Below are 18,353 nucleotides of genomic sequence, written 5' to 3'. Positions count from 1 at the left end.
CCGGCGGGCCTTCTGTCTTCAGGGCTGCACTTCGTAGACCTGCTGCGCCTCGGCGGCTGCGTGCACGCCAGCGCGACCTGCATGCCCGCCATGAAAAAAGCCGACCCTGAGGCCGGCTTCGGGGCGCTGTGTCTTCAGCGCATCAGGCGGTTGCCAGTGCAGCAGGCCGCGCGAGGCGAACCGCATGCATCCACGCACGGCGCAGCACGGCCGGCGAGCGCGATTCCTCTGGAATCAGCAGGAAGCCGCGGTCGCGCAGCGTGGTGCCCAGTGCGATCTGGCTGGTCAGCACCGTCAGCGGAATCGCCAGCAGCAGCGGCAGGCCGACGGGCATGAGCCAGATCAGCGCGCTCGGGTCGATCATCGCGACGCCGACGGCCAGCATGGCGATCACCAGCGTCATGGGGGCCAGCTGCGACGCGGCGACCTTCCACGGCACGGCGGCGGCTTCGCGCGGGGGCGACTTCCAGTCGAGCTTGATGCCGGTGAGGGCGACCAGCACGAACAGCGAGTGGGCCAGCATGCGGACCGGGGCCTGCACGATGGCGAGGCCGCTTTCCATCATGGAGCTCTTCACGAGGCCCCACACACCGCCGTACTGGCGTTGCTCGCCGCGCATCAGCACGGCAGCGATGCCCAGCACGCGCGGCAGGAACAGCAGGCACAGGGTCCAGACCCACAGGCCGGCCAGTTCGGCGGGCAGCACGCTCCAGCTCGACACGAGGCTCGAGCCGCTGAGCCACAGGGCGGTGCCCAGCGTCAGGAAGGCCAGCCACAGCGGGGCGGAGACGTAGGCCATGGTGCCGGTCACGAACATCGCGCGGTGCACCGGGTGGATGCCGGGCTCGGCCATCAGGCGGGCGTTCTGCAGGTTGCCCTGGCACCAGCGGCGGTCGCGCTGCAGTTCGGCCAGCAGGTCCGGCGGTTGCTGCTCGTAGCTGCCAACGAGGTCGGACACCAGCCACACGTTGTAGCCGGCACGGCGCATCAGCGCGGCTTCGACGAAGTCGTGCGACATGATGCCGCCCGACATGCCGCCGGTGCCCTTGATCGGGGCCAGCGCGCAATGCTTCATGAAGGGTTCGACGCGGATGATCGCGTTGTGGCCCCAGTAGTGCGATTCGCCCAGTTGCCAGAACTGCATGCCCAGCGTGAACAGGCGGCCCGTCACGCGGGAAGCGAATTGCTGTGCGCGGGCATGCAGCGTGACGTGGCCGATGGCCTGCGTCGCGGTCTGGATGATGCCGGCGGTGGGATTGGCTTCCATCAGCTTGACCATCGAGGTCAGGCAGTCGCCGCTCATCACCGAGTCGGCGTCGAGCACGACCATGTAGCGGTAGTCCTTGCCCCAGCGGCGGCAGAAGTCGGCCACGTTGCCGGCCTTGCGGTGCGTGCGGCGGGTGCGCAGGCGGTAATACACCTCGACCTGCGGCTGGTTGGGGCTCTCGGCCAGGGCGGCACGCAGGTCTTCCCAGGCGGCGCGCTCGGCGGCGGCGGTCTCGGGGTTGTAGCTGTCGGACAGCACGAACACGTCGAACTGCTTTGCGTGGCCGGTGGAGGCGACCGATTCGCAGGTGGCGCGCAGGCCGGCGAATACCGTGGCAACGTCTTCGTTGCAGATCGGCATGATGATCGCGGTGCGGGCCTCGGGGTTCATCGGGTGGTTGGCCACCTGTTTCGCCGACAGGGCGTGCTTGTCACCGCGTACCGAGACGTAGAAGCCCATGAGTGCGGTCACGAAGCCGGTCACGACCCAGCCCGAGAGCAGGCCGTACAGGCCGATCTGGCCGTATTCGAGCCAGACGTTGTCGTAGTCGGGTTGCACGCCGGCGAACAGCGTCGAGGCGATCACGGTGCTCAGCACGGTGAGCAGCATGAACGCGTTGCGGCGCTGGGCCGCGGCACGCTGCCACGGTTGGCGGGCTTCGGCCGGGCCGGCGCTTTGGCGCTTGCCGCCGGCACCGAGCCTGACCAGCAGGGCGGTGCCGATGCTGTTCCAGAAACCGCGCCAGGGGCGGGGCGTCATCGAACCGCGGTTGACCGGCGGGGCGGTGACCGAATTGGGATGGCGTTCCTCGCGAACCGCGCTGCGGTGCGAAAAATCGGTGTCGGCCAGCACGTTCAGTTGGGAGAAGTCGTTCGGCTTCATGTGATTTACCAACGTTGCTTGTCGAGGGAAGGGGTGTCGCCAATGGCAGGAAAGCGCTTGATCACGCAATCCGGCTCGGCGCCGCCAGCGCTTGCGAGCGCGGCGAGCGAATGGCCCGCAGCACGGGGCCGCGAGGAGGAAAACTGCTTTTGACGCAGGCCGTCGCGCTGCTGGCGCAGTGCGAAAGATGGGCTGGTTAGTGCTGTCATGCCAGTACAGGGGCAAACCCTGTGCCAGGCTGGAAAAACGCTTTCAGATCAATGACTTGGACCGATCCGGAGGTGTTTTTCGCGGGAGGAGGCTGCCGGAAGGCCTCCAAACCCCTGTTTTTGTCGCCGAATCCCGACAAGCCTCCTGGGCGGGTAGGGATTGGCTATATAAATCAATGACTTAGGGGCGTCGCTACTCGGCGACAGGGTCCCCGCCAGGAGCGACAGCGTCGGCCTTGAAGTGGCCTGGCGTGAGTTCGTGCTTCTGCAGAAGCCGGTAGAACTCCGTGCGGTTGCGATCGGCCAGGCGGGCCGCATCGGCCACGTTGCCGTCGGTCAGTTTCAGCAGGCCGACGAGGTAGTCGCGCTCGAAACGCTGCTTGGCCTCGGCGTAGGTCTGGACCTCGACCGTCGGCACGCGCAGCGCGCGCTGCACCAGCGCCAGAGGAATCAGCGGCGAGCTCGACAGTGCGCAGACCTGCTCAACCACGTTGAACAGCTGGCGCACGTTGCCCGGCCAGGCGGCCGTGGTCAGCGCCTTCAGCGCCTCGGGTGCGAAGCCCGACAGCCGCTTGCCGTACTTGGTCGACAGGCGCTGCAGGAAGTGGTTGGCCAGCAGCGGAATGTCCTCGCGCCGCGCCGACAGCGGTGGCAGCGTGAGCGTCACCACGTTCAGGCGGTAATACAGGTCTTCGCGGAACTGGCCGGCCTCCATTGCGGCGTCGAGGTCGCGATGGGTGGCCGAGACGATGCGCACGTCGACCTGGATCGACTGGCTCGCGCCCAGCGGGCGCACCGCGCGCTCCTGCAGCACGCGCAGCAGCTTGACCTGCAGCGCGGGCGGCATGTCCCCGATTTCGTCGAGCAGCAGCGTGCCGCCGTCGGCCTGCTGGAACAGGCCCTTGTGGTTGGCATGGGCGTCGGTGAAGGCGCCCTTCATGTGGCCGAACAGCTCCGACTCGAGCAGCGCTTCGGGAATGGCGCCGCAGTTGACCGCCACGAAGGGCTTGTCGGCACGCGCGCTGGCCTTGTGGATGGCGCGCGCGAGCATTTCCTTGCCGGCGCCCGAGTCGCCGCGCAGCAGCACCGAGGCGTCCGACTTGGCGACCATGCGCGCCTCGGCTAGCAGTTCGGCCATGCGGTTGCTGCGGCTCACGATCTCGGAGCGCCAGCTGTCGTCGCCGGCCTTGCTCGGCGTGGTGGCGGGCGCACCGAGCGCCAGCGCCTGCGCGATCTTGTCGAGCAGCTCACGGCCGTCGTAGGGCTTGGTGAGGTAGGTGAACACGCCACGCGCCGTGGCCTCGACCGCGTCGGGGATGGTGCCGTGCGCGGTGAGCAGGATCACCGGCAGCGAGGGATGGCGCTTGCGGATCTCGTCGAAGAGCTGGAGGCCGTCGCGCCCGGGCAGGCGCACGTCGCTCAGCACGAGCTGCGGGTGTTCGATCTCGAGCTGCGTGAGCGCAGTCTCGGCCGAGGTGACGGCCGTGACCTGGTAGCCCGCCGAGCTCAGCCGCATCGAGAGCAGCCGCAGCATGTCCGGGTCGTCGTCGACCACGAGGAGGCGGGCGCCGGTAGTGCTCATGGGGTCGGTTTGCTTCCGTTGGGCGCCGCCGGTGCTGCGGGCGCCGTGTTGGGCCGCGCGAAGCTGCGCTCGATGGCGCGCAGCGCTTCGATGCGGTCGTTCAGCTGGTCGATGCGGCGCTGGCTGTCGCGCAGCTGCTGCACCTGCTTGTCGCGATCGTCCTCGACGCGGCGCTGCTCCACGTAGCGCGCGGCCAGGGCGCGTGCCAGCGGGTGCAGGGCCTGGGCCTCGGGTGCGGGGTTGGCGATCACGCGCTGCAGCAGGCCCAGGGCACGCGCCAGGTCGGCCGGCACGCGGGTCTGCGAGAGCAGCAGCGCCAGCTGCATCTGCGTGGTGGGCGAATCGCCCGGGTCGCCGATGCGCGAGATTTCCGTGCTCAGGTCGGCGCCGTTCAGCGGGCGCACCTTGTCGGCATACGACAGCATGGCCGCCTGCGGTCCCTGCGTCATCAAAGTAAAGAGCGACGAGGCGGGCTGCGTGGCCGGCGCCTTCGGCTCGGCCTCCACCGGCATCACGCGCGGCACGACCGGGGGCGGCGGCAGCGCCTCGGCCTCCGCGGGCGGCTTGGGCTGCGTGGCGCAGGCGGCCAGCAGCAGGACGAAAGGCACGGTCATCGCCCCGGCGAAGGAGGAACGGCGGACGAACGAAAAAGACATGGGTCGAAGAAAGGACGCGAGGCGGTGAGGCAGTGTTGGAGAGGAGAAGACGCCAGGGTGGTCAGGCCGTGCGCGGCAGTTCGATGCGAAAGCGAGCACCGGGTCCGCCCGGCTGCAGGGTGATGCGGCCCCCGTGGGCTGCAATGTACTCCTGCACGATGGAAAGTCCGATGCCCGTGCCTTTCACCGTGTGCTCGGGCTGGCGCTCGCCGCGGAAGAAAGGTTCGAAGATCCGGTCGCGGTCGCCCTCGGCGATGCCCGGCCCGGCGTCGTTGACGTCGATGTGCACTGCCTCGGGCGTCCCCGATACCGCCAGGGTGATGACACCGCCCGTTACCGAAAAGCGAATGGCGTTGCTCAGCAGGTTGGCGATCGCGGTGCCGAGCTTGGTGCGGTCGACCGTGATCGCGATGGGGTCGCCCTCGGCCCGCACGCGCAGGCCATGCGACTGCCATTGCAGGCGCTGGGCCTCGATCTGCTCTTCAATCAACGGCAGCAGCTCGGTGCGCTCGCGGCGCAGTTCGCGCGCCTCGAAGGCGGCGGCGTTGAAGCGCAGCAGCGCCTCGATCTGGCCCTGCAGCGACACGGTGTTCTGCTGCAGGATCTGCGCAACCTCGAGCTGCGCCGGGTTCAGCGGACCGGTCACTCCGTCTTCGAGCAGCGAGACACCCTCGCGCAGCGCGGCCAGCGGCGTCTTCAGCTCGTGCGACACGTGGCGCAGGAAGCGCGCCTTGTCGGCATCGAGCTCGGTCAGGCGCAGCCGCAGCCACTCGAGCTGCTGCGACACGCGCCGCACGTCGGCCGGGCCGCGGATGTCGATGGGTTCGTCGAGCCGGTTCTGGCCGAGGCCGACGATGGCGTGCTCCAGCCGCTTGAACGGCCGCGCCAGCCAGATGCCGAAGGCCAGCGCCAGCGACACGGCCAGCACGCTGGCGGCCACCACTTCGCGCATCAGCCGGCGGCGCGCGTTCTCGATGCGCCTGGCCAGCGCGTCGTTCTGCGTTTCGATGAGGAACTGCGCCTGCTGCGCAAGGTTGGTGTTGAGCGCGTCGAGTTCGCGGAATTGCATCGCCATCGTGCTCTCGCGGGCCAGGGCGCTGTCGGCGTTGCCGCTCATCAGGCCCTCGATCACGCCGAGCTGGGTGCGCCACATCTCGATGCCGGCGGGCGCCAGGCCGTTCTTCTCCAGGCGCTCGAGCACCTGGTGCGCCTCGCGCGCAGCGTCGTCGAAGCGGCGGCGCAGCACTGCGTCGTTGAGCACCAGCGACTGGCGCCCGGCGCGCTCCATGGCCGCGCTGCGCTCGGCCAGCGACTGGGCCGCGCCCGACAGGCGCAGCGCGCGCGCGGCCGCGTCGCGGCTCTGCGTCATGAGCGCGTCGTACTGCAGCACCGAACGCAGCGCCACGCCGACCAGCAGCGCGGTGATCAGCAGGAAGGCAAACAGCAGGAGCTGCTGGAACGAGCCCCGGGTAGACGGTCGCTTCGCCATCAGTGGGCGAGCACCGGCATCAACGATTCGTTCGTCACGACCTCGCCGCGCAGCGTGTAGGCCAGCGAGCGCGTGATGCGCAGGTCGGCCATCTGGCCGACGAGGCGCGCGTCGCCTTCGAAGTTGACGACGCGGTTGCAGGCGGTGCGGCCCATGAGTTCGTTCGCGTCCTTGCGCGAGGCGCCTTCCACCAGCACGCGCTGCGTGGTGCCGACCAGCGCCTGGCCGAAGCGCTTCACGTTGACGTCGATCACGGCCTGCAGCGTGTGCAGGCGAGCGAGCTTCACTTCATACGGCGTGTCGTCCTGCAGCGCGGCGGCGGGCGTGCCGGGGCGCGGGCTGAAGATGAAGCTGAAGCTGGCGTCGAAATGGCAGTCGTCGATCAGCTTCATCATCTTGTTGAAGTCGTCGTCCGTCTCGCCAGGGAAGCCGACGATGAAGTCGCTGCTCAGGGCGAGCTCGGGGCGAATGGCGCGCAGCTTGCGCACCGTGCTCTTGTATTCCATGGCGGTGTAGCCGCGCTTCATCGCCATCAGGATGCGGTCGCTGCCGTGCTGCACCGGCAGGTGCAGGTGGCTCACGAGCTGCGGCACCTTGGCATAGGCCTCGATCAGCCGGGGCGTGAACTCGTTCGGGTGGCTCGTGGTGTAGCGGATGCGCTCGATACCGGGGATCTCGGCGACGTATTCGATCAGCAGCGCGAAGTCGGCGATCTCGGCGGTGTCGCCCATCCTGCCGCGGTAGGCGTTCACGTTCTGGCCCAGCAGCGTGATCTCGCGCACACCCTGCTCGGCCAGGCCGGCGATCTCGACCAGCACGTCGTCGAGCGGGCGGTTCACCTCCTCGCCGCGGGTGTAGGGCACCACGCAGTAGCTGCAGTACTTGGAGCAGCCTTCCATGATCGACACGAAGGCCGTCGCGCCCTCGACGCGCGCGGGCGGCAGGTGGTCGAACTTCTCGATCTCGGGGAAGCTGATGTCCACCTGCGGGCGGTTCAGGCGCTCGCGGTCGTTCAGCATCTCGGGCAGGCGGTGCAGCGTCTGCGGTCCGAACACGATGTCGACGTAGGGAGCGCGCGCGATGATGGCCTCGCCCTCCTGGCTCGCCACGCAGCCGCCCACGCCGATCTTCACGCCCCTGGCCTTCAGGTGCTTCACGCGGCCGAGGTCGGAGAACACCTTTTCCTGTGCCTTCTCGCGCACCGAGCAGGTGTTGAACAGGATGAGGTCGGCCTCGTCCACGTTCTGCGTGGGCTCGTAGCCCTGCGCGGCGTTGAGCACGTCGGCCATCTTGTCCGAGTCGTACTCGTTCATCTGGCAGCCGAAGGTCTTGATGAATACTTTTTTCATGGGGAGCTCTCTCTCATGCCCTCCGCAACAACGGGGAGGGCTCGGCGGCGGGCAGCGCATGGGCCGCGCCGCCGTCTTTGCCTACTGCGTGTTGACGGTGTCGTTCGAGGTGAACGGCCAGATGTTCAGGAACGGCTTGTTCAGCGATTCGCGTGGGGCCGAGGCTTCGTCGGCCGTGAGGATCCAGACCTCGCGCAGCAGGCCGGCGGCATCGCGCGTGTAGTTGACCAGGTACTTCTGGCCGGTGATGGCGCCGGGCATGACCAGCATGTTCTGCGGGCTCCGGATGCGCGCGCCGGCCCCCAGCCGATCCGCATGGCCGTCGAGGTCGACGTCGGGCGCGTTGAGGACCGTGAACTTGCCGCGCAGGGTGCCGATGGGGAAATTGCGGCCCCCAACGAGCGATTCGTTCTGGGTCTGCGGCCGGGGCACTTCGTCCTGCGCGCTGGCGGTGAGCGGAAAAAGGCCTGCCGCAGCAATGGCTGCTGTGCAAAGCGCTATGAAGGTGAGAGCATTCGTGGGTGTCTTGCAGCGGTTCATGGGGTTTATCCAGAGGCTGTGGAGCGGCGATTTTAGCGAGGGGGTGCGGTTCCCCGGCGCCGGCCACAGCAGGTAGTGTGGGGCTTTCGGTTGACTGGCTTTACATTTCTTTACGGGGGCCACGAACACCGGGAGTCGGCCGCTGATCCAATAGCCGCTGTCAGCCCAAAGTGCACAAAGAACCCATGAAGAAAAATGTCGCTGTCGCCCTTGCGGGCGTATTGATCGTAGCCGTCGCGGGCGGGTGGTGGAGCATGTCCGGGGACAAGTCTGCCGGCAAGGACGCGAAGGCTCCGGCTGCGAACAGCAACAGCGGCGGCGCCCCCGCACTCGTGACCCTGGCCACCGCGCAGAAGCAGGATGTGCCGGTGACTGTGCAGGTCAACGGCAGCGTGGTGTCTCTCAACAGCGTCGACCTGCGTCCGCAGGTGACGAACACGGTGAGCGCGGTGCATGTGAAGGAAGGCCAGTTCGTCAAGGCCGGCCAGCTGCTCTTCACGCTCGACGACCGCAACGACCAGGCCAACCTCGCCCGCGCCCGCGCGCAGCAGCAGAAGGACGAGGCCACCATGGCCGACCTGGAGCGCCAGTACAAGCGCAGCCAGGACCTCGTGGCGCAGAACTTCATCGCCAAGAGCGCGGCCGACGCCACGCTCTCGCAGCTCCAGGCTCAGCGGGCCTCCGTGGCCGCCGACCGCGCGGCCGTGCAGTCGGCGCAGGTGGCGCTGGGCTACGCAACGCTGCGCGCGCCCATCGCCGGGCGCATCGGCGCCGTCAACATCTACCCGGGCACGCTGGTGCAGCCGACGCTGTCGCTCGTCACCATCACGCAGCTCGACCCGATTGCCGTGAGCTTCCCGGTACCCGAAGGCAACCTGCAGGATCTGCTGGAAGCCGCGCGCTCGCACGCCAAGGTCGAGGCCGTCGTCTCCGGCGGCAAGGCGCCGCTGAGCGGCACGCTCGACTTCGTCGACAACACCGTCGACCCGCAGATCGGCACGGTGCGCGCCAAGGCTGTGTTCGCGAATGCCGACCAGAGCCTGTGGCCCGGCCAGTTCGTGGGCACGCGCATCACGGTGCGCACGCTCAACGGCGCCACGGTGGTGCCGGCCGCGGCGCTGATGATGCTGTCCGACGGCACTTCGCTCTATGTGGTCGACGGGGGCAAGACCGCCACGCGCCGCAAGGTGAAGACGCTGCACACCTTCGGCACCAATGTGGCGGTGAGCGGCGTGGAGCCGGGCGAGCAGGTGGTGATCGAGGGCAGCCAGAACGTGCGCCCGGGCGGCAAGGTCCGCGTCGATGCCAAGGCGCCGGGTGCGCCTGGCGCAACGGGCAACGGCACCACCGGCGTCACGCCCGGCAGCGCCGCTTCTTCCGACGGCGCCGACATCAAGCCGCCGCAGCGGGAACGCGCATGAACATCTCGGAGCTCTGCATCCGCCGTCCGGCGATGACGGTGCTGCTGTCCGCGGCGGCCGTGGTCGTCGGCATCTTCGCGTACTTCAGCATCCCCGTCGCCGCGCTGCCCAGTTACAACACGCCGGTCATCAACGTCAATGCGCAGTTGCCGGGCGCGAGTCCGGACACCATGGCGAGTTCTGTGGCGCTGCCGCTCGAAAAGCAGTTCTCCACCATCCCGGGCCTGCAGACCATCAGTTCGGTGAACACGCAGGGCGTGTCCTCGATCACGCTCGAATTTGTGAGCAGCCGCGACATCGACGCCGCCGCGGTCGACGTGCAGGCCGCGCTGCTGCGCGCCCAGCGCCAGCTGCCGCAGGAGCTCACGCAGCTGCCCTCGTACCGCAAGGTCAACCCGGCCGACGCGCCGGTGCTGTTCATCGCGCTGATCTCGCCGTCGATGAACCCGTCGGAGCTCAACGACTACGCCGAGAACCTGATCTCGCCCACGCTGTCGACCATCGATGGCGTGGCGCAGGTGGGCGTGTACGGCCGCAAGGCTTTCGCGGTGCGCATCAAGGCCAATGCCGACCTGCTCAACGCGCGCAACATCACGCTCGACGAATTGGCCAAGGCCGTGAACTCGGCCAACGCCAACACGCCGGTCGGCGTGCTCGACGGCCCGCGCCAGACGCTCACCATCCAGGCCAACCGCCAGCTCCTGAAGGCGGCCGACTTCGCCAAGCTGATCGTCGGCCAGCACAACGGCGCGCCGGTGCGGCTCGACGAAGTGGCCACCATCGAGGACAGTTTCGAGTCGGTGAAGACCGCGAGCAGCTTCAACGGGCAGGACTCGATCTCGCTGGCCGTGCAGCGCCAACCCAACGCCAACACCGTGCAGGTGGTCGATGCGGTGCGCGCGCTCATCCCGCGCTTCAAGGCGGAGCTGCCGCAGTCGGTCGAGATCCAGATGGTGAACGACCGCTCCATCTCCATCCGCGAGGCCGTGCACGACGTGCAGCTCACGCTGCTGGGCACCATCGCGCTGGTGGTGCTGGTGATCTTCCTGTTCCTGCACCGGCTGGTGGCCACGCTGATCCCGGCCGTGACCATTCCGATTTCGCTGATCGGCGCGGTGGCGCTGCTCTATGCCTTCGGCTACAGCCTGGACAACATCTCGCTGCTCGGCATCACGCTGGCCGTGGGGCTGGTGGTGGACGACGCCATCGTGGTGCTGGAGAACATCATGCGCTACGTCGAGAAGGGCATGGACCCGTTCGCGGCGGCGCTGCGCGGCGCGCGCGAGGTGGGCTTCACCATCGTGTCGATCTCGATCTCGCTGGTGGCCGTGTTCATCCCGATCTTCTTCATGCCCGGCGTGATCGGCCTGCTGTTCCACGAGTTCGCGGTGGTGGTGGCGCTGGCGGTGCTGGTGTCGGCCGTGGTGTCGCTCACGCTGGTGCCGATGCTCGCGAGCCGGCTGCTCAAGCAGGTGCCGCGCCGTGCGGGCGCGCTCGATCACGAAGAAGAGCATCCCGAGCCGGGCACGGCCATCGGCCGAGCCTTCGAGCGCGGCTACCGCGCGGTGCACGCAACCTACATGCGCTCGCTCGGCTGGACGCTGATGCACCGCAAGGTGATGCTGGCGATCGCGGGGCTGACCTTCGTCGTCACCGGCTGGCTGTTCGCGACCATCCCGAAGGGCTTCTTCCCCGAGGAGGACATCGGCCAGATCCAGATCACGACCGAGGCTGCTGAGGACATTTCATTCAGCGCCATGAAGGCGCTGCAGGACCGCGTGGCCGCCACCCTCAAGGACGACGCGAGCGTCAACTACGTGAGCTCCTTCGTCGGCGTGGGCGGTCCCACGGCCACGCAGAACTCCGGGCGGCTGTTCGCGGTGCTCAAGCCGCGCAGCGAGCGCCCGCCAATGGCGAAGGTGCTCGAATCGCTGCGCCAGCGCTTCCGCGAGATCCCCGGCATTGCCGTCTACATGCAGCCGGTGCAGAACCTGCGCCTGGGCGGACGCCAGAGCAAGGCGCGCTTCCAGTACACGCTGCAGAGCGTGAACGCGGGCGAGATGGTGCCGTGGGCCACGCGGCTCATGGAGCGCATGCGCGCCGACCCGGCTTTCCGCGACGTGACCAGCGACTCGCAGAACCGCGGCCTGCAGGCCACGCTCGACATCGACCGCGACAAGGCCGGCGTGCTCGGCGTGGCGGTGGGCGACCTGCGCACCGCGCTCTACAACGCCTACGGCGATCGCCAGATCGGCAGCATCTACGGCACGAGCAACACCTACCAGGTGATCCTTTCGGCGGCCGACAACGATCGCCAGTTCGAGGAAGACGTCTCGCGCCTGTCAGTGCGCAGCACCACGGGCAGGCTGGTGCCGTTGTCGGCCTTCTCGACCGTCAAGCGCACCGTGGGGCCGACCGCGGTCAACCACCAGGGCCAGCTGCAGGCGGTGACGGTGTCGTTCAACCTCGCGCCCGACGTGCCGCTGGGCGACGCGACCGCGAAGATCGACCGCTTCAAGGACGAGCTGAAGATGCCGCCCTCGATCATCACCACCTACGGCGGCGACGCGGCGGTGTTCCAGAGTTCGCAGTCCAGCCAGGCGGTGCTGCTGGTGCTGGCGGTGCTCGTGATCTACGTGCTGCTCGGCGTGCTGTACGAGAGCTACATCCACCCGATCACGATCCTCGCCGGGCTGCCTTCGGCGGCGGTGGGCGCGCTGATCTCGCTGAAGCTCTTCGGCTTCGACCTGACGCTGATCGCGACCATCGGCATCCTGCTGCTGATCGGCATCGTGAAGAAGAACGCGATCATGATGATCGACTTCGCGCTCGATGCGCAGCGCACCGAGGGCCTGCAGCCGGTGGACGCGATCCGCGAGGCCTGCCGCCTGCGCTTCCGGCCGATCATGATGACCACGCTGGCCGCGCTGATGGGCGCGCTGCCGCTCGCGCTGGGCCTGGGCGCCGGCGCCGAGCTGCGCCAGCCGCTGGGCGTGGCGGTGGTGGGCGGGCTGATCTTCTCGCAGGTGATCACGCTGTACATCACGCCGGCGATCTACCTCGCGCTGGACCGCTACAGCGGGACGGGGCCGATGGTGAATCTGCCGGACGAGGCGAAGGCGGAAGCGGGCCATGGGGCTGCTTCGCACGCTTGAGGGATTCGGGGGCGTGTGCGAAGGGCGCACCTCGAACAACACAGACAGCGCATCGTGAAGAGCGATGCTTAGCTCGTCGTCTCGTCGAGCGCGTCACCTGCCGTCAGATGGGCGGTGTCGCTCCAGCCCACGAGGCTGAAGCCTTCCGGCGTCCAAAGCATGCGGTTGATCGCGGCGTTGCCGAGTTGCCAGGTGCGCGGCGCCTGCAGCTCCTGGCGGGTGGCGGCGCGGTAGAGCACGTCCATCACGCCGCCGTGCGCGACCAGAACCACCAGTTCGCCCGGATGGCGCGCCGCCAGTTCGGCGGCCACGCCAGTCACACGGTCGCGGAACATCAGCAGGCTCTCGCCGCCCTCGGGCTCGAATTCGGGATCGCGCTCGCGCCAGAGCCTGGCCTGCACAGGCAGCGTGGCTTCGATCTCGGCAAAGCTCAGGCCCTCGAAGTTCCCGAAGGCCCGTTCGCGCAGGCGCGGCTCGGGCTGCACGGCCAGGCCGTGGGGCCTGGCGATTTCCTCGGCGGTCTGCCAGGCGCGCGAGAGGTCGCTGGCATAGACGACGCCGATGGGCTCGTCGGCCAGCGCACTGCCGGCGCGCTGTGCCTGCCAGATGCCCGTGGCGTTGAGCCCGATGTCGAGCTGGCCCTGGATGCGGGTGTCGACGTTCCAGGCGGTTTCGCCGTGGCGAACGGCGATCAGGCGGGTGGCTTCTTCCATCCGGGGAATTCTAGAAGGCGCTACTTCCGGGCCTGCGCCGTCGGCAGCTCGATGTTGACCCGGCGCTCGCCCTGCGGCGGGTTCGGGAAGCCCTGCAGCGCGGCCTGGAACATCACCGGCAGGATCGCCGTGCTCGAGGTGTAAGGGCCGTCGTTCCGGGCGCGAGTTTCGTACACCACGCGGTTGGAGCCTGCCTCGCGCAGCACGATGCTGACCTCGCGCTCGTACCAGGGGTTGGCCGGCGGCGCGAACATCGGGCCGCCATACCAGCCGCCGCCGTACCAGCGCCGGCCGTAGTTGCCATAGCCGCCGTAACCGTAGCCCCAGGGACCGTTGTAGAGCCACGGATCGGCCCAGGGCGAGAGGCCTGCCGTCACGCGCGCGCCGATCTGCGCGGTGTACTGGGGCCTGGCATCGTCGCGGCGCAGGCCGACCTTGTCGAGCGCGGCGCCGGCCATGGCTTCGAGCGATTCCTGCCGCGCGCCGTCGGCCTGCTGCGAGGGCAGGCGGTCGAAGCGGTAGGTGGCGCCGGGGGCCACGGTGCCGATGGAGGAAAAGCTCTTCACGTCGCTGTCGACCACCCAGGAGGTGGCGCAGCCCGTCAGGCTTGCGGCAAGAAGAAGAGCCGAGAACGCAGATTTCATGAGGGTCTCCGGGCGCTGAAGCCCAAAATTCCCCTGGGTTGCCCGTTCAGCCCTGGACGATGCGCAGGGCGGCAGGTGCCTGGGAGAGCAAATCGAAGGAAGGCGGGTCGAAGGCCTTGTCGCCATCGTCGTTCGCCACGCCCGTTGCCTTCAGACCCTTGAAGTCATGCTGCGTTCCGTCGAGCAGGTGCGAAGGCACCACGTTCTGCAGCGCGGTGAACATGTTCTCCACGCGGCCGGGATACTTCTTGTCCCATTCGCGCAGCATTTCGCCTACCTGCTTGCGCTGCAGGTTTTCCTGGCTGCCGCACAGCGTGCACGGAATGATCGGGAACTCGCGGTGCTGGGCCCAGCGCACCGTGTCCTTCTCGGCCACGTAGGCCAGCGGGCGGATCACGACGTGCTTGCCGTCGTCGCTCACCAGCTTGGGCGGCATGCTCTTGAGCTTGCCGGCGAAGAACATGTTGAGGAAGAAGGTCTGCAGCATGTCGTCGCGGTGGTGGCCCAGCGCGACCTTGGTGGCGCCCAGCTCGTCGGCCACGCGGTACAGGATGCCGCGGCGCAGCCGGCTGCACAGGCCGCAGGTGGTCTTGCCCTCTGGAATGACGCGCTTGACGATGCTGTAGGTGTCCTGGTTCTCGATGTGGAAGTCCACGCCCAGGTCGCTCAAATACCTGGGCAGCACCTCTTCGGGAAAGCCGGGCTGCTTCTGGTCGAGATTGACCGCGACGATGTCGAAGTGAATCGGCGCGCGCGCCTTCAGCTTGAGCAGGATGTCGAGCAGCGCGTAGCTGTCCTTGCCGCCCGAGACGCACACCATGACCTTGTCGCCCTCTTCGATCATGTTGTAGTCGACGATGGCTTGCCCGACCTGGCGGCACAGGCGCTTTTCGAGCTTGTGCGTTTCGCGCTCGATCTTCAGGGAATTGGCAGTGGCGTCGGCGGCGGCGGGCGCCTCGTCGATCCAGACGGCGTTCATGGGCAGCAATGTCTTGGGGGGAAAGGGGGGATTTTGCCCCGGATCACCATTCCCCGGCTTCCATGCGGATCGCCACCTCGCAGTCGTCGAAGATTTCGAGCTTGGCGATCTTCACGCGCACGCCCAGCACGCCGGGCAGTTGCAGCAGGCGCTGCACCAGCTTGCCGATCAGGCTTTCGAGCAGGTTGACGTGCTCGGCGGTGCACTCCTCGATGATGATGCGGCGCACCTTGCGGTAGTCGAGCACGTGGAAGATGTCGTCGTCCTGCGGCAGCAGCGGCTGCGGGCCGAGGCTGAGCTCGGCATCGACCAGGATCGGCTGCGGCGCCGTCTTTTCCTGCTCGAGGATGCCCAGGTTGGCGTCGAAGCGCAGGCCCTGGAGGGTGAGTGTCTGGCGGCCTTGCACGGGCATGGGAATGGACATGGTGGTGCTCACATGAGCGAGAAATCGCGCTCGAATTTCATCAGGTGCTGGCCGCCGTCCACCAGCAGCGTGGTGCCGGTGATCGAGCGGTTCTCCAGCGCGAACCTCACCGTGGCGACCACGTCGTCCGGGGTGGAGGAGCGGCCCAGCGGCGACAGCTTGTGCAGCTGCGCGAACCTGTCGTCGTCCAGCATGTGGCTCGCCAGCGTAAGGCCGGGCGCCACGCCGACCACGCGCACGCGCGGTGCAAGGGCCAGCGCCAGCATCGGCGTGGCGGCTTCGAGCGCGGCCTTGGAAAGTGTGTAGCTCAGGAAGTCGGGGTTCGGGTTCCAGAGCTTCTGGTCGAGCAGATGGACCACCACGCCTTGCGCGTCGCGGGCCGCCAAGTGCTCGTGCAGGGCATGCGCCAGCAGGATTGCCGCGCCGGTGTTGCTGCGCGCATGGCGCTCCATGAGTGCGTAGCTGAAGGTGGCGGCCTCGTCGTGCTCGAACAGCGCGGCGCTGTGCACCACGGCATCGACGCCGCGAAAGCGCGCGACCACGCGCGGCAGCAGGGCGCGCGTGGCCTGTTCGTCCTCGAGGTCGGCCGCGAAGAGCGCCGAATCGCCCGAGAGCGCGGCGCAGTCGGCCACCGTCTGCTCGGCCTCGGTGCGCGAACTGCGGTAGTGCACCGCCACCTGCCAGCCGCCCGCGGCGAGCGCCAGCGCGATCTCGCGGCCCAGCCTGCGGCCCGCGCCGGTGACGAGGACGGTGCGGCGGGAAGCGGAGGAGGGAGGCGCGGCGGGGCTCATGCGAGGAGGGGAGAATGGCGCTGTGACGACAAAGACGACCCCCAGCAGTTTACCCACCGCCCTCGACCACCTCATCGCGCGCGCCGTCGAGCGCGCGGGCGGATGGATCGGGTTCGACCGCTTCATGGCGCTCGCGCTGTACGCGCCGGGCCTGGGCTATTACGCCAACACTTCGGCCAAGTTCGGCCACATGCCCTCGTCGGGCAGCGACTTCGTGACGGGGCCCGAGTTGACGCCGATGTTCGGGCAGACCCTGGCGGCGCAGGTGGCGCAGGCACTGGAGAAGACGGGCACCGACACGGTGTGGGAATTCGGCGCAGGCTCGGGGGCGCTCGCGGTTCAGCTGCTGCATGCGCTCGACGAGATGGGGCGCAGTGATGTGCGCTATCGCATCGTCGACCTGTCGGGCACGCTGCGCGAGCGGCAGCAGCAGGCGCTGGTGCGCTATGCGGACCGCGTTGAATGGCTCAACGAGCTGCCCGATTCGATGGAAGGCGTGGTGGTCGGCAACGAGGTGCTCGATGCGATGCCCGTGCAACTGCTGGCGCGTGTGGGTGGGCAGTGGTTCGAGCGCGGCGTGGTGCGCAACGCGCAAGGCGACGGCTGGGCCTGGGCCGATCGCGTCACCGAACTGCGGCCGCCGGTCGAGGTGCCCGGCGAGCACGACTACCTGACCGAGATCCATCCGCAGGCGCGGGCCTTCATCGCCACGCTGGCCGACCGGCTCGGCAAGGGCGCGGCCTTTCTCATCGACTACGGTTTTCCCGAGGCCGAGTACTACCACCCGCAGCGCCACATGGGCACCGTGATGTGCCACCGCGCGCACCAGGCCGATGGCGACCCGCTGGCCGACGTGGGCTACAAGGACATCACCGCGCACGTCGACTTCACCGGCATTGCGTTGGCGGGGCAGGACGCGGGGCTCGAAGTGCTGGGCTATACGAGCCAGGCGCGGTTTCTGCTGAACTGCGGGTTGCTGGCTCGGATGGAAGCGGGGTCCGTCGCGGAGCGGGCGATGGCGGCGCGGCTGATCCATGAGCACGAGATGGGGGAGTTGTTCAAGGTGATTGGCTTTGCCGTCGGCGAGGCTTGGGATGCGATGGGGTTTGCAGAAGGGGATCGCAGTCATACGCTTTGAGCGGTTGGCTTGGGTTGCTTTCCGGGGCCGGGACTCGCCCCGGCGGGCGACCTACTTTTCTTTGCTCACTTTCTTTTGGCGAAGCAAAAGAAAGTGAGTCGCCCGCCGGGGCGAGTCCCGGCCCCGGAAAGACATCAGCCCCTCAAAACAAAGTCATAAGCTAGCAACAAAGAGTTCGTTGGCGATCCAAACCCCGCCCCCTACATTCCCGGCATGACTGCCGCCCCCACCAGCGAGGTAAATGCCCCTTCGCAGCACTTCGAAGTGCGCCCTTTCGATGCCCCGGTCGGCGCCGAGGTGGTAGGCCTCGACATCTCGAAGCCCATCAACACCGAAGACTTCATCCGCCTTCACAAGGCCCACCTCGACCACCACGTCCTGGTCTTCCGCGACCAGCAGATCACCCCGCAGGAGCACATCGATTTCAGCCGCCGCTTCGGCCCGCTCGAAATCCACGTGCTGCACCAGTTCCAGCTGAAGAACCACCCCGAGATCCTCATCGTCTCCAACATCAAGGAGAACGGCGAGCCCATCGGCCTCGGCGATGCGGGCGTCTACTGGCATTCCGACATTTCGTACAAACCCAACCCCAGCCTGGGCTCCCTGCTGCACGCGCAGGAGCTGCCGAGCGAAGGCGGCGACACGCTGTTCGCCAACCAGCATCTTGCATGGGAATCGCTGAGCCCCGAGCTGCAGCAGCGCATCCTGCCGCTGAAGGCCGAGCACAGCTACCTCGCCAAGTACGAAGAGTTGCGCGCGAAGAATCCGTGGCGGCCCAAGCTCTCGCAGGCGCAGATCGACCAGGTTGCGCCCGCCGTGCAGCCGGTGGTGCGCACGCACCCTGAGACGGGCCGCAAGGCACTGTTCGTCAGCGAGCATTTCACGACGCGCATCGTCGGCCTGCCCGCGCAGGAAAGCGATGCCCTGCTCGCCGAGCTGTTCGCGCACAGCGTGAAGCCCGAGTTCGTGTACCGCCACAAATGGGCGCCGCACGACCTGGTGTTCTGGGACAACCGCTCGCTGATGCATCTCGCGGCGGGTACGCCCGACCACCTGCGCCGCCGCCTCAACCGCACCACGATCGTCGGCGATACCCCTTTCTGATCTTCTCGTT

The 18,353-nt window shown here is 67.9% G+C and carries 16 protein-coding genes; 4 read left to right on the top strand and 12 right to left on the bottom strand.

All coding sequences use genetic code 11. The features are described 5' to 3' along the window. Nucleotides 1-142 precede the first annotated feature (142 nt). From mdoH to ACCC97_RS13195, 7 genes are all read right to left on the bottom strand, one after another. Entirely contained in the window at nucleotides 143-2,149 is a 2,007-nt protein-coding gene (gene mdoH / locus ACCC97_RS13225; protein ID WP_007831446.1) for a glucans biosynthesis glucosyltransferase MdoH, read from the bottom strand. Between the two features lie 5 nt (nucleotides 2,150-2,154). Next, nucleotides 2,155-2,358: a hypothetical protein gene (locus ACCC97_RS13220; protein ID WP_056509013.1), complete on the bottom strand. Its 204-nt coding sequence runs from the start codon at nucleotides 2,356-2,358 to the stop codon at nucleotides 2,155-2,157. 193 nt (nucleotides 2,359-2,551) lie between these two features. After that, nucleotides 2,552-3,940 (bottom strand): sigma 54-interacting transcriptional regulator, encoded by a 1,389-nt coding sequence (locus ACCC97_RS13215; RefSeq protein WP_007831448.1) that lies wholly within the window; start codon nucleotides 3,938-3,940, stop codon nucleotides 2,552-2,554. Continuing rightward, entirely contained in the window at nucleotides 3,937-4,554 is a 618-nt protein-coding gene (locus ACCC97_RS13210; protein ID WP_413333231.1) for a hypothetical protein, read from the bottom strand. Before ACCC97_RS13210 ends, ACCC97_RS13215 begins: the two co-directional genes overlap by 4 nt. 103 nt (nucleotides 4,555-4,657) lie before the next feature. Beyond that, on the bottom strand, nucleotides 4,658-6,085 hold the full coding sequence (locus ACCC97_RS13205; protein ID WP_007831450.1) for a sensor histidine kinase: 1,428 nt from the start codon (nucleotides 6,083-6,085) through the stop codon (nucleotides 4,658-4,660). After that, nucleotides 6,085-7,434 (bottom strand): tRNA (N6-isopentenyl adenosine(37)-C2)-methylthiotransferase MiaB, encoded by a 1,350-nt coding sequence (gene miaB, locus ACCC97_RS13200; protein ID WP_413333229.1) that lies wholly within the window; start codon nucleotides 7,432-7,434, stop codon nucleotides 6,085-6,087. Before miaB ends, ACCC97_RS13205 begins: the two co-directional genes overlap by 1 nt. An 81-nt stretch (nucleotides 7,435-7,515) precedes the next feature. After that, nucleotides 7,516-7,974, bottom strand: a complete 459-nt coding sequence (locus tag ACCC97_RS13195) for a hypothetical protein (protein ID WP_007831453.1) — start codon at nucleotides 7,972-7,974, stop codon at nucleotides 7,516-7,518. Nucleotides 7,975-8,228: 254 nt separating this feature from the next. On the opposite strand from ACCC97_RS13195, the gene ACCC97_RS13190 reads away from it, so the two are divergent. After that, nucleotides 8,229-9,395, top strand: coding sequence for an efflux RND transporter periplasmic adaptor subunit (locus ACCC97_RS13190; protein ID WP_042673125.1), 1,167 nt, complete (start codon nucleotides 8,229-8,231; stop codon nucleotides 9,393-9,395). After that, on the top strand, nucleotides 9,392-12,550 hold the full coding sequence (locus tag ACCC97_RS13185) for an efflux RND transporter permease subunit (protein ID WP_413316245.1): 3,159 nt from the start codon (nucleotides 9,392-9,394) through the stop codon (nucleotides 12,548-12,550). Before ACCC97_RS13190 ends, ACCC97_RS13185 begins: the two co-directional genes overlap by 4 nt. Nucleotides 12,551-12,618: 68 nt before the next feature. On the opposite strand, the gene ACCC97_RS13180 is transcribed toward ACCC97_RS13185, so the two are convergent. The 5 genes from ACCC97_RS13180 to ACCC97_RS13160 are packed head-to-tail and all read right to left on the bottom strand — an operon-like array spanning nucleotide 12,619 to nucleotide 16,101. Further along, nucleotides 12,619-13,263: a histidine phosphatase family protein gene (locus ACCC97_RS13180; protein WP_413316247.1), complete on the bottom strand. Its 645-nt coding sequence runs from the start codon at nucleotides 13,261-13,263 to the stop codon at nucleotides 12,619-12,621. A gap of 20 nt (nucleotides 13,264-13,283) precedes the next feature. Next, nucleotides 13,284-13,907: a DUF4136 domain-containing protein gene (locus ACCC97_RS13175; protein WP_413316249.1), complete on the bottom strand. Its 624-nt coding sequence runs from the start codon at nucleotides 13,905-13,907 to the stop codon at nucleotides 13,284-13,286. 46 nt (nucleotides 13,908-13,953) lie between these two features. Continuing rightward, nucleotides 13,954-14,886, bottom strand: a complete 933-nt coding sequence (gene ttcA, locus ACCC97_RS13170) for a tRNA 2-thiocytidine(32) synthetase TtcA (RefSeq protein WP_413333227.1) — start codon at nucleotides 14,884-14,886, stop codon at nucleotides 13,954-13,956. 43 nt (nucleotides 14,887-14,929) lie between these two features. After that, nucleotides 14,930-15,310, bottom strand: a complete 381-nt coding sequence (locus ACCC97_RS13165) for a dihydroneopterin aldolase (RefSeq protein ID WP_007831468.1) — start codon at nucleotides 15,308-15,310, stop codon at nucleotides 14,930-14,932. A gap of 8 nt (nucleotides 15,311-15,318) precedes the next feature. Continuing rightward, on the bottom strand, nucleotides 15,319-16,101 hold the full coding sequence (locus ACCC97_RS13160; protein WP_413333225.1) for an SDR family oxidoreductase: 783 nt from the start codon (nucleotides 16,099-16,101) through the stop codon (nucleotides 15,319-15,321). Between ACCC97_RS13160 and ACCC97_RS13155 the strand changes: the two genes are divergently transcribed. Both ACCC97_RS13155 and ACCC97_RS13150 read left to right on the top strand, forming a co-directional pair. Beyond that, entirely contained in the window at nucleotides 16,100-17,239 is a 1,140-nt protein-coding gene (locus ACCC97_RS13155) for a class I SAM-dependent methyltransferase (RefSeq protein WP_413333223.1), read from the top strand. The genes ACCC97_RS13160 and ACCC97_RS13155 overlap by 2 nt on opposite strands. A 213-nt stretch (nucleotides 17,240-17,452) precedes the next feature. Beyond that, nucleotides 17,453-18,343, top strand: coding sequence for a TauD/TfdA dioxygenase family protein (locus ACCC97_RS13150; RefSeq protein ID WP_413315340.1), 891 nt, complete (start codon nucleotides 17,453-17,455; stop codon nucleotides 18,341-18,343). Nucleotides 18,344-18,353 lie beyond the last annotated feature (10 nt).

This window comes from Variovorax sp. Varisp85, assembly GCF_047304045.1.
In the GTDB taxonomy this organism is placed as follows: Bacteria; Pseudomonadota; Gammaproteobacteria; order Burkholderiales; family Burkholderiaceae_C; genus Variovorax.
The sequence above is the reverse complement of the archived record's forward strand: the minus strand, read 5'-3'. Positions and strand labels throughout refer to the sequence as shown.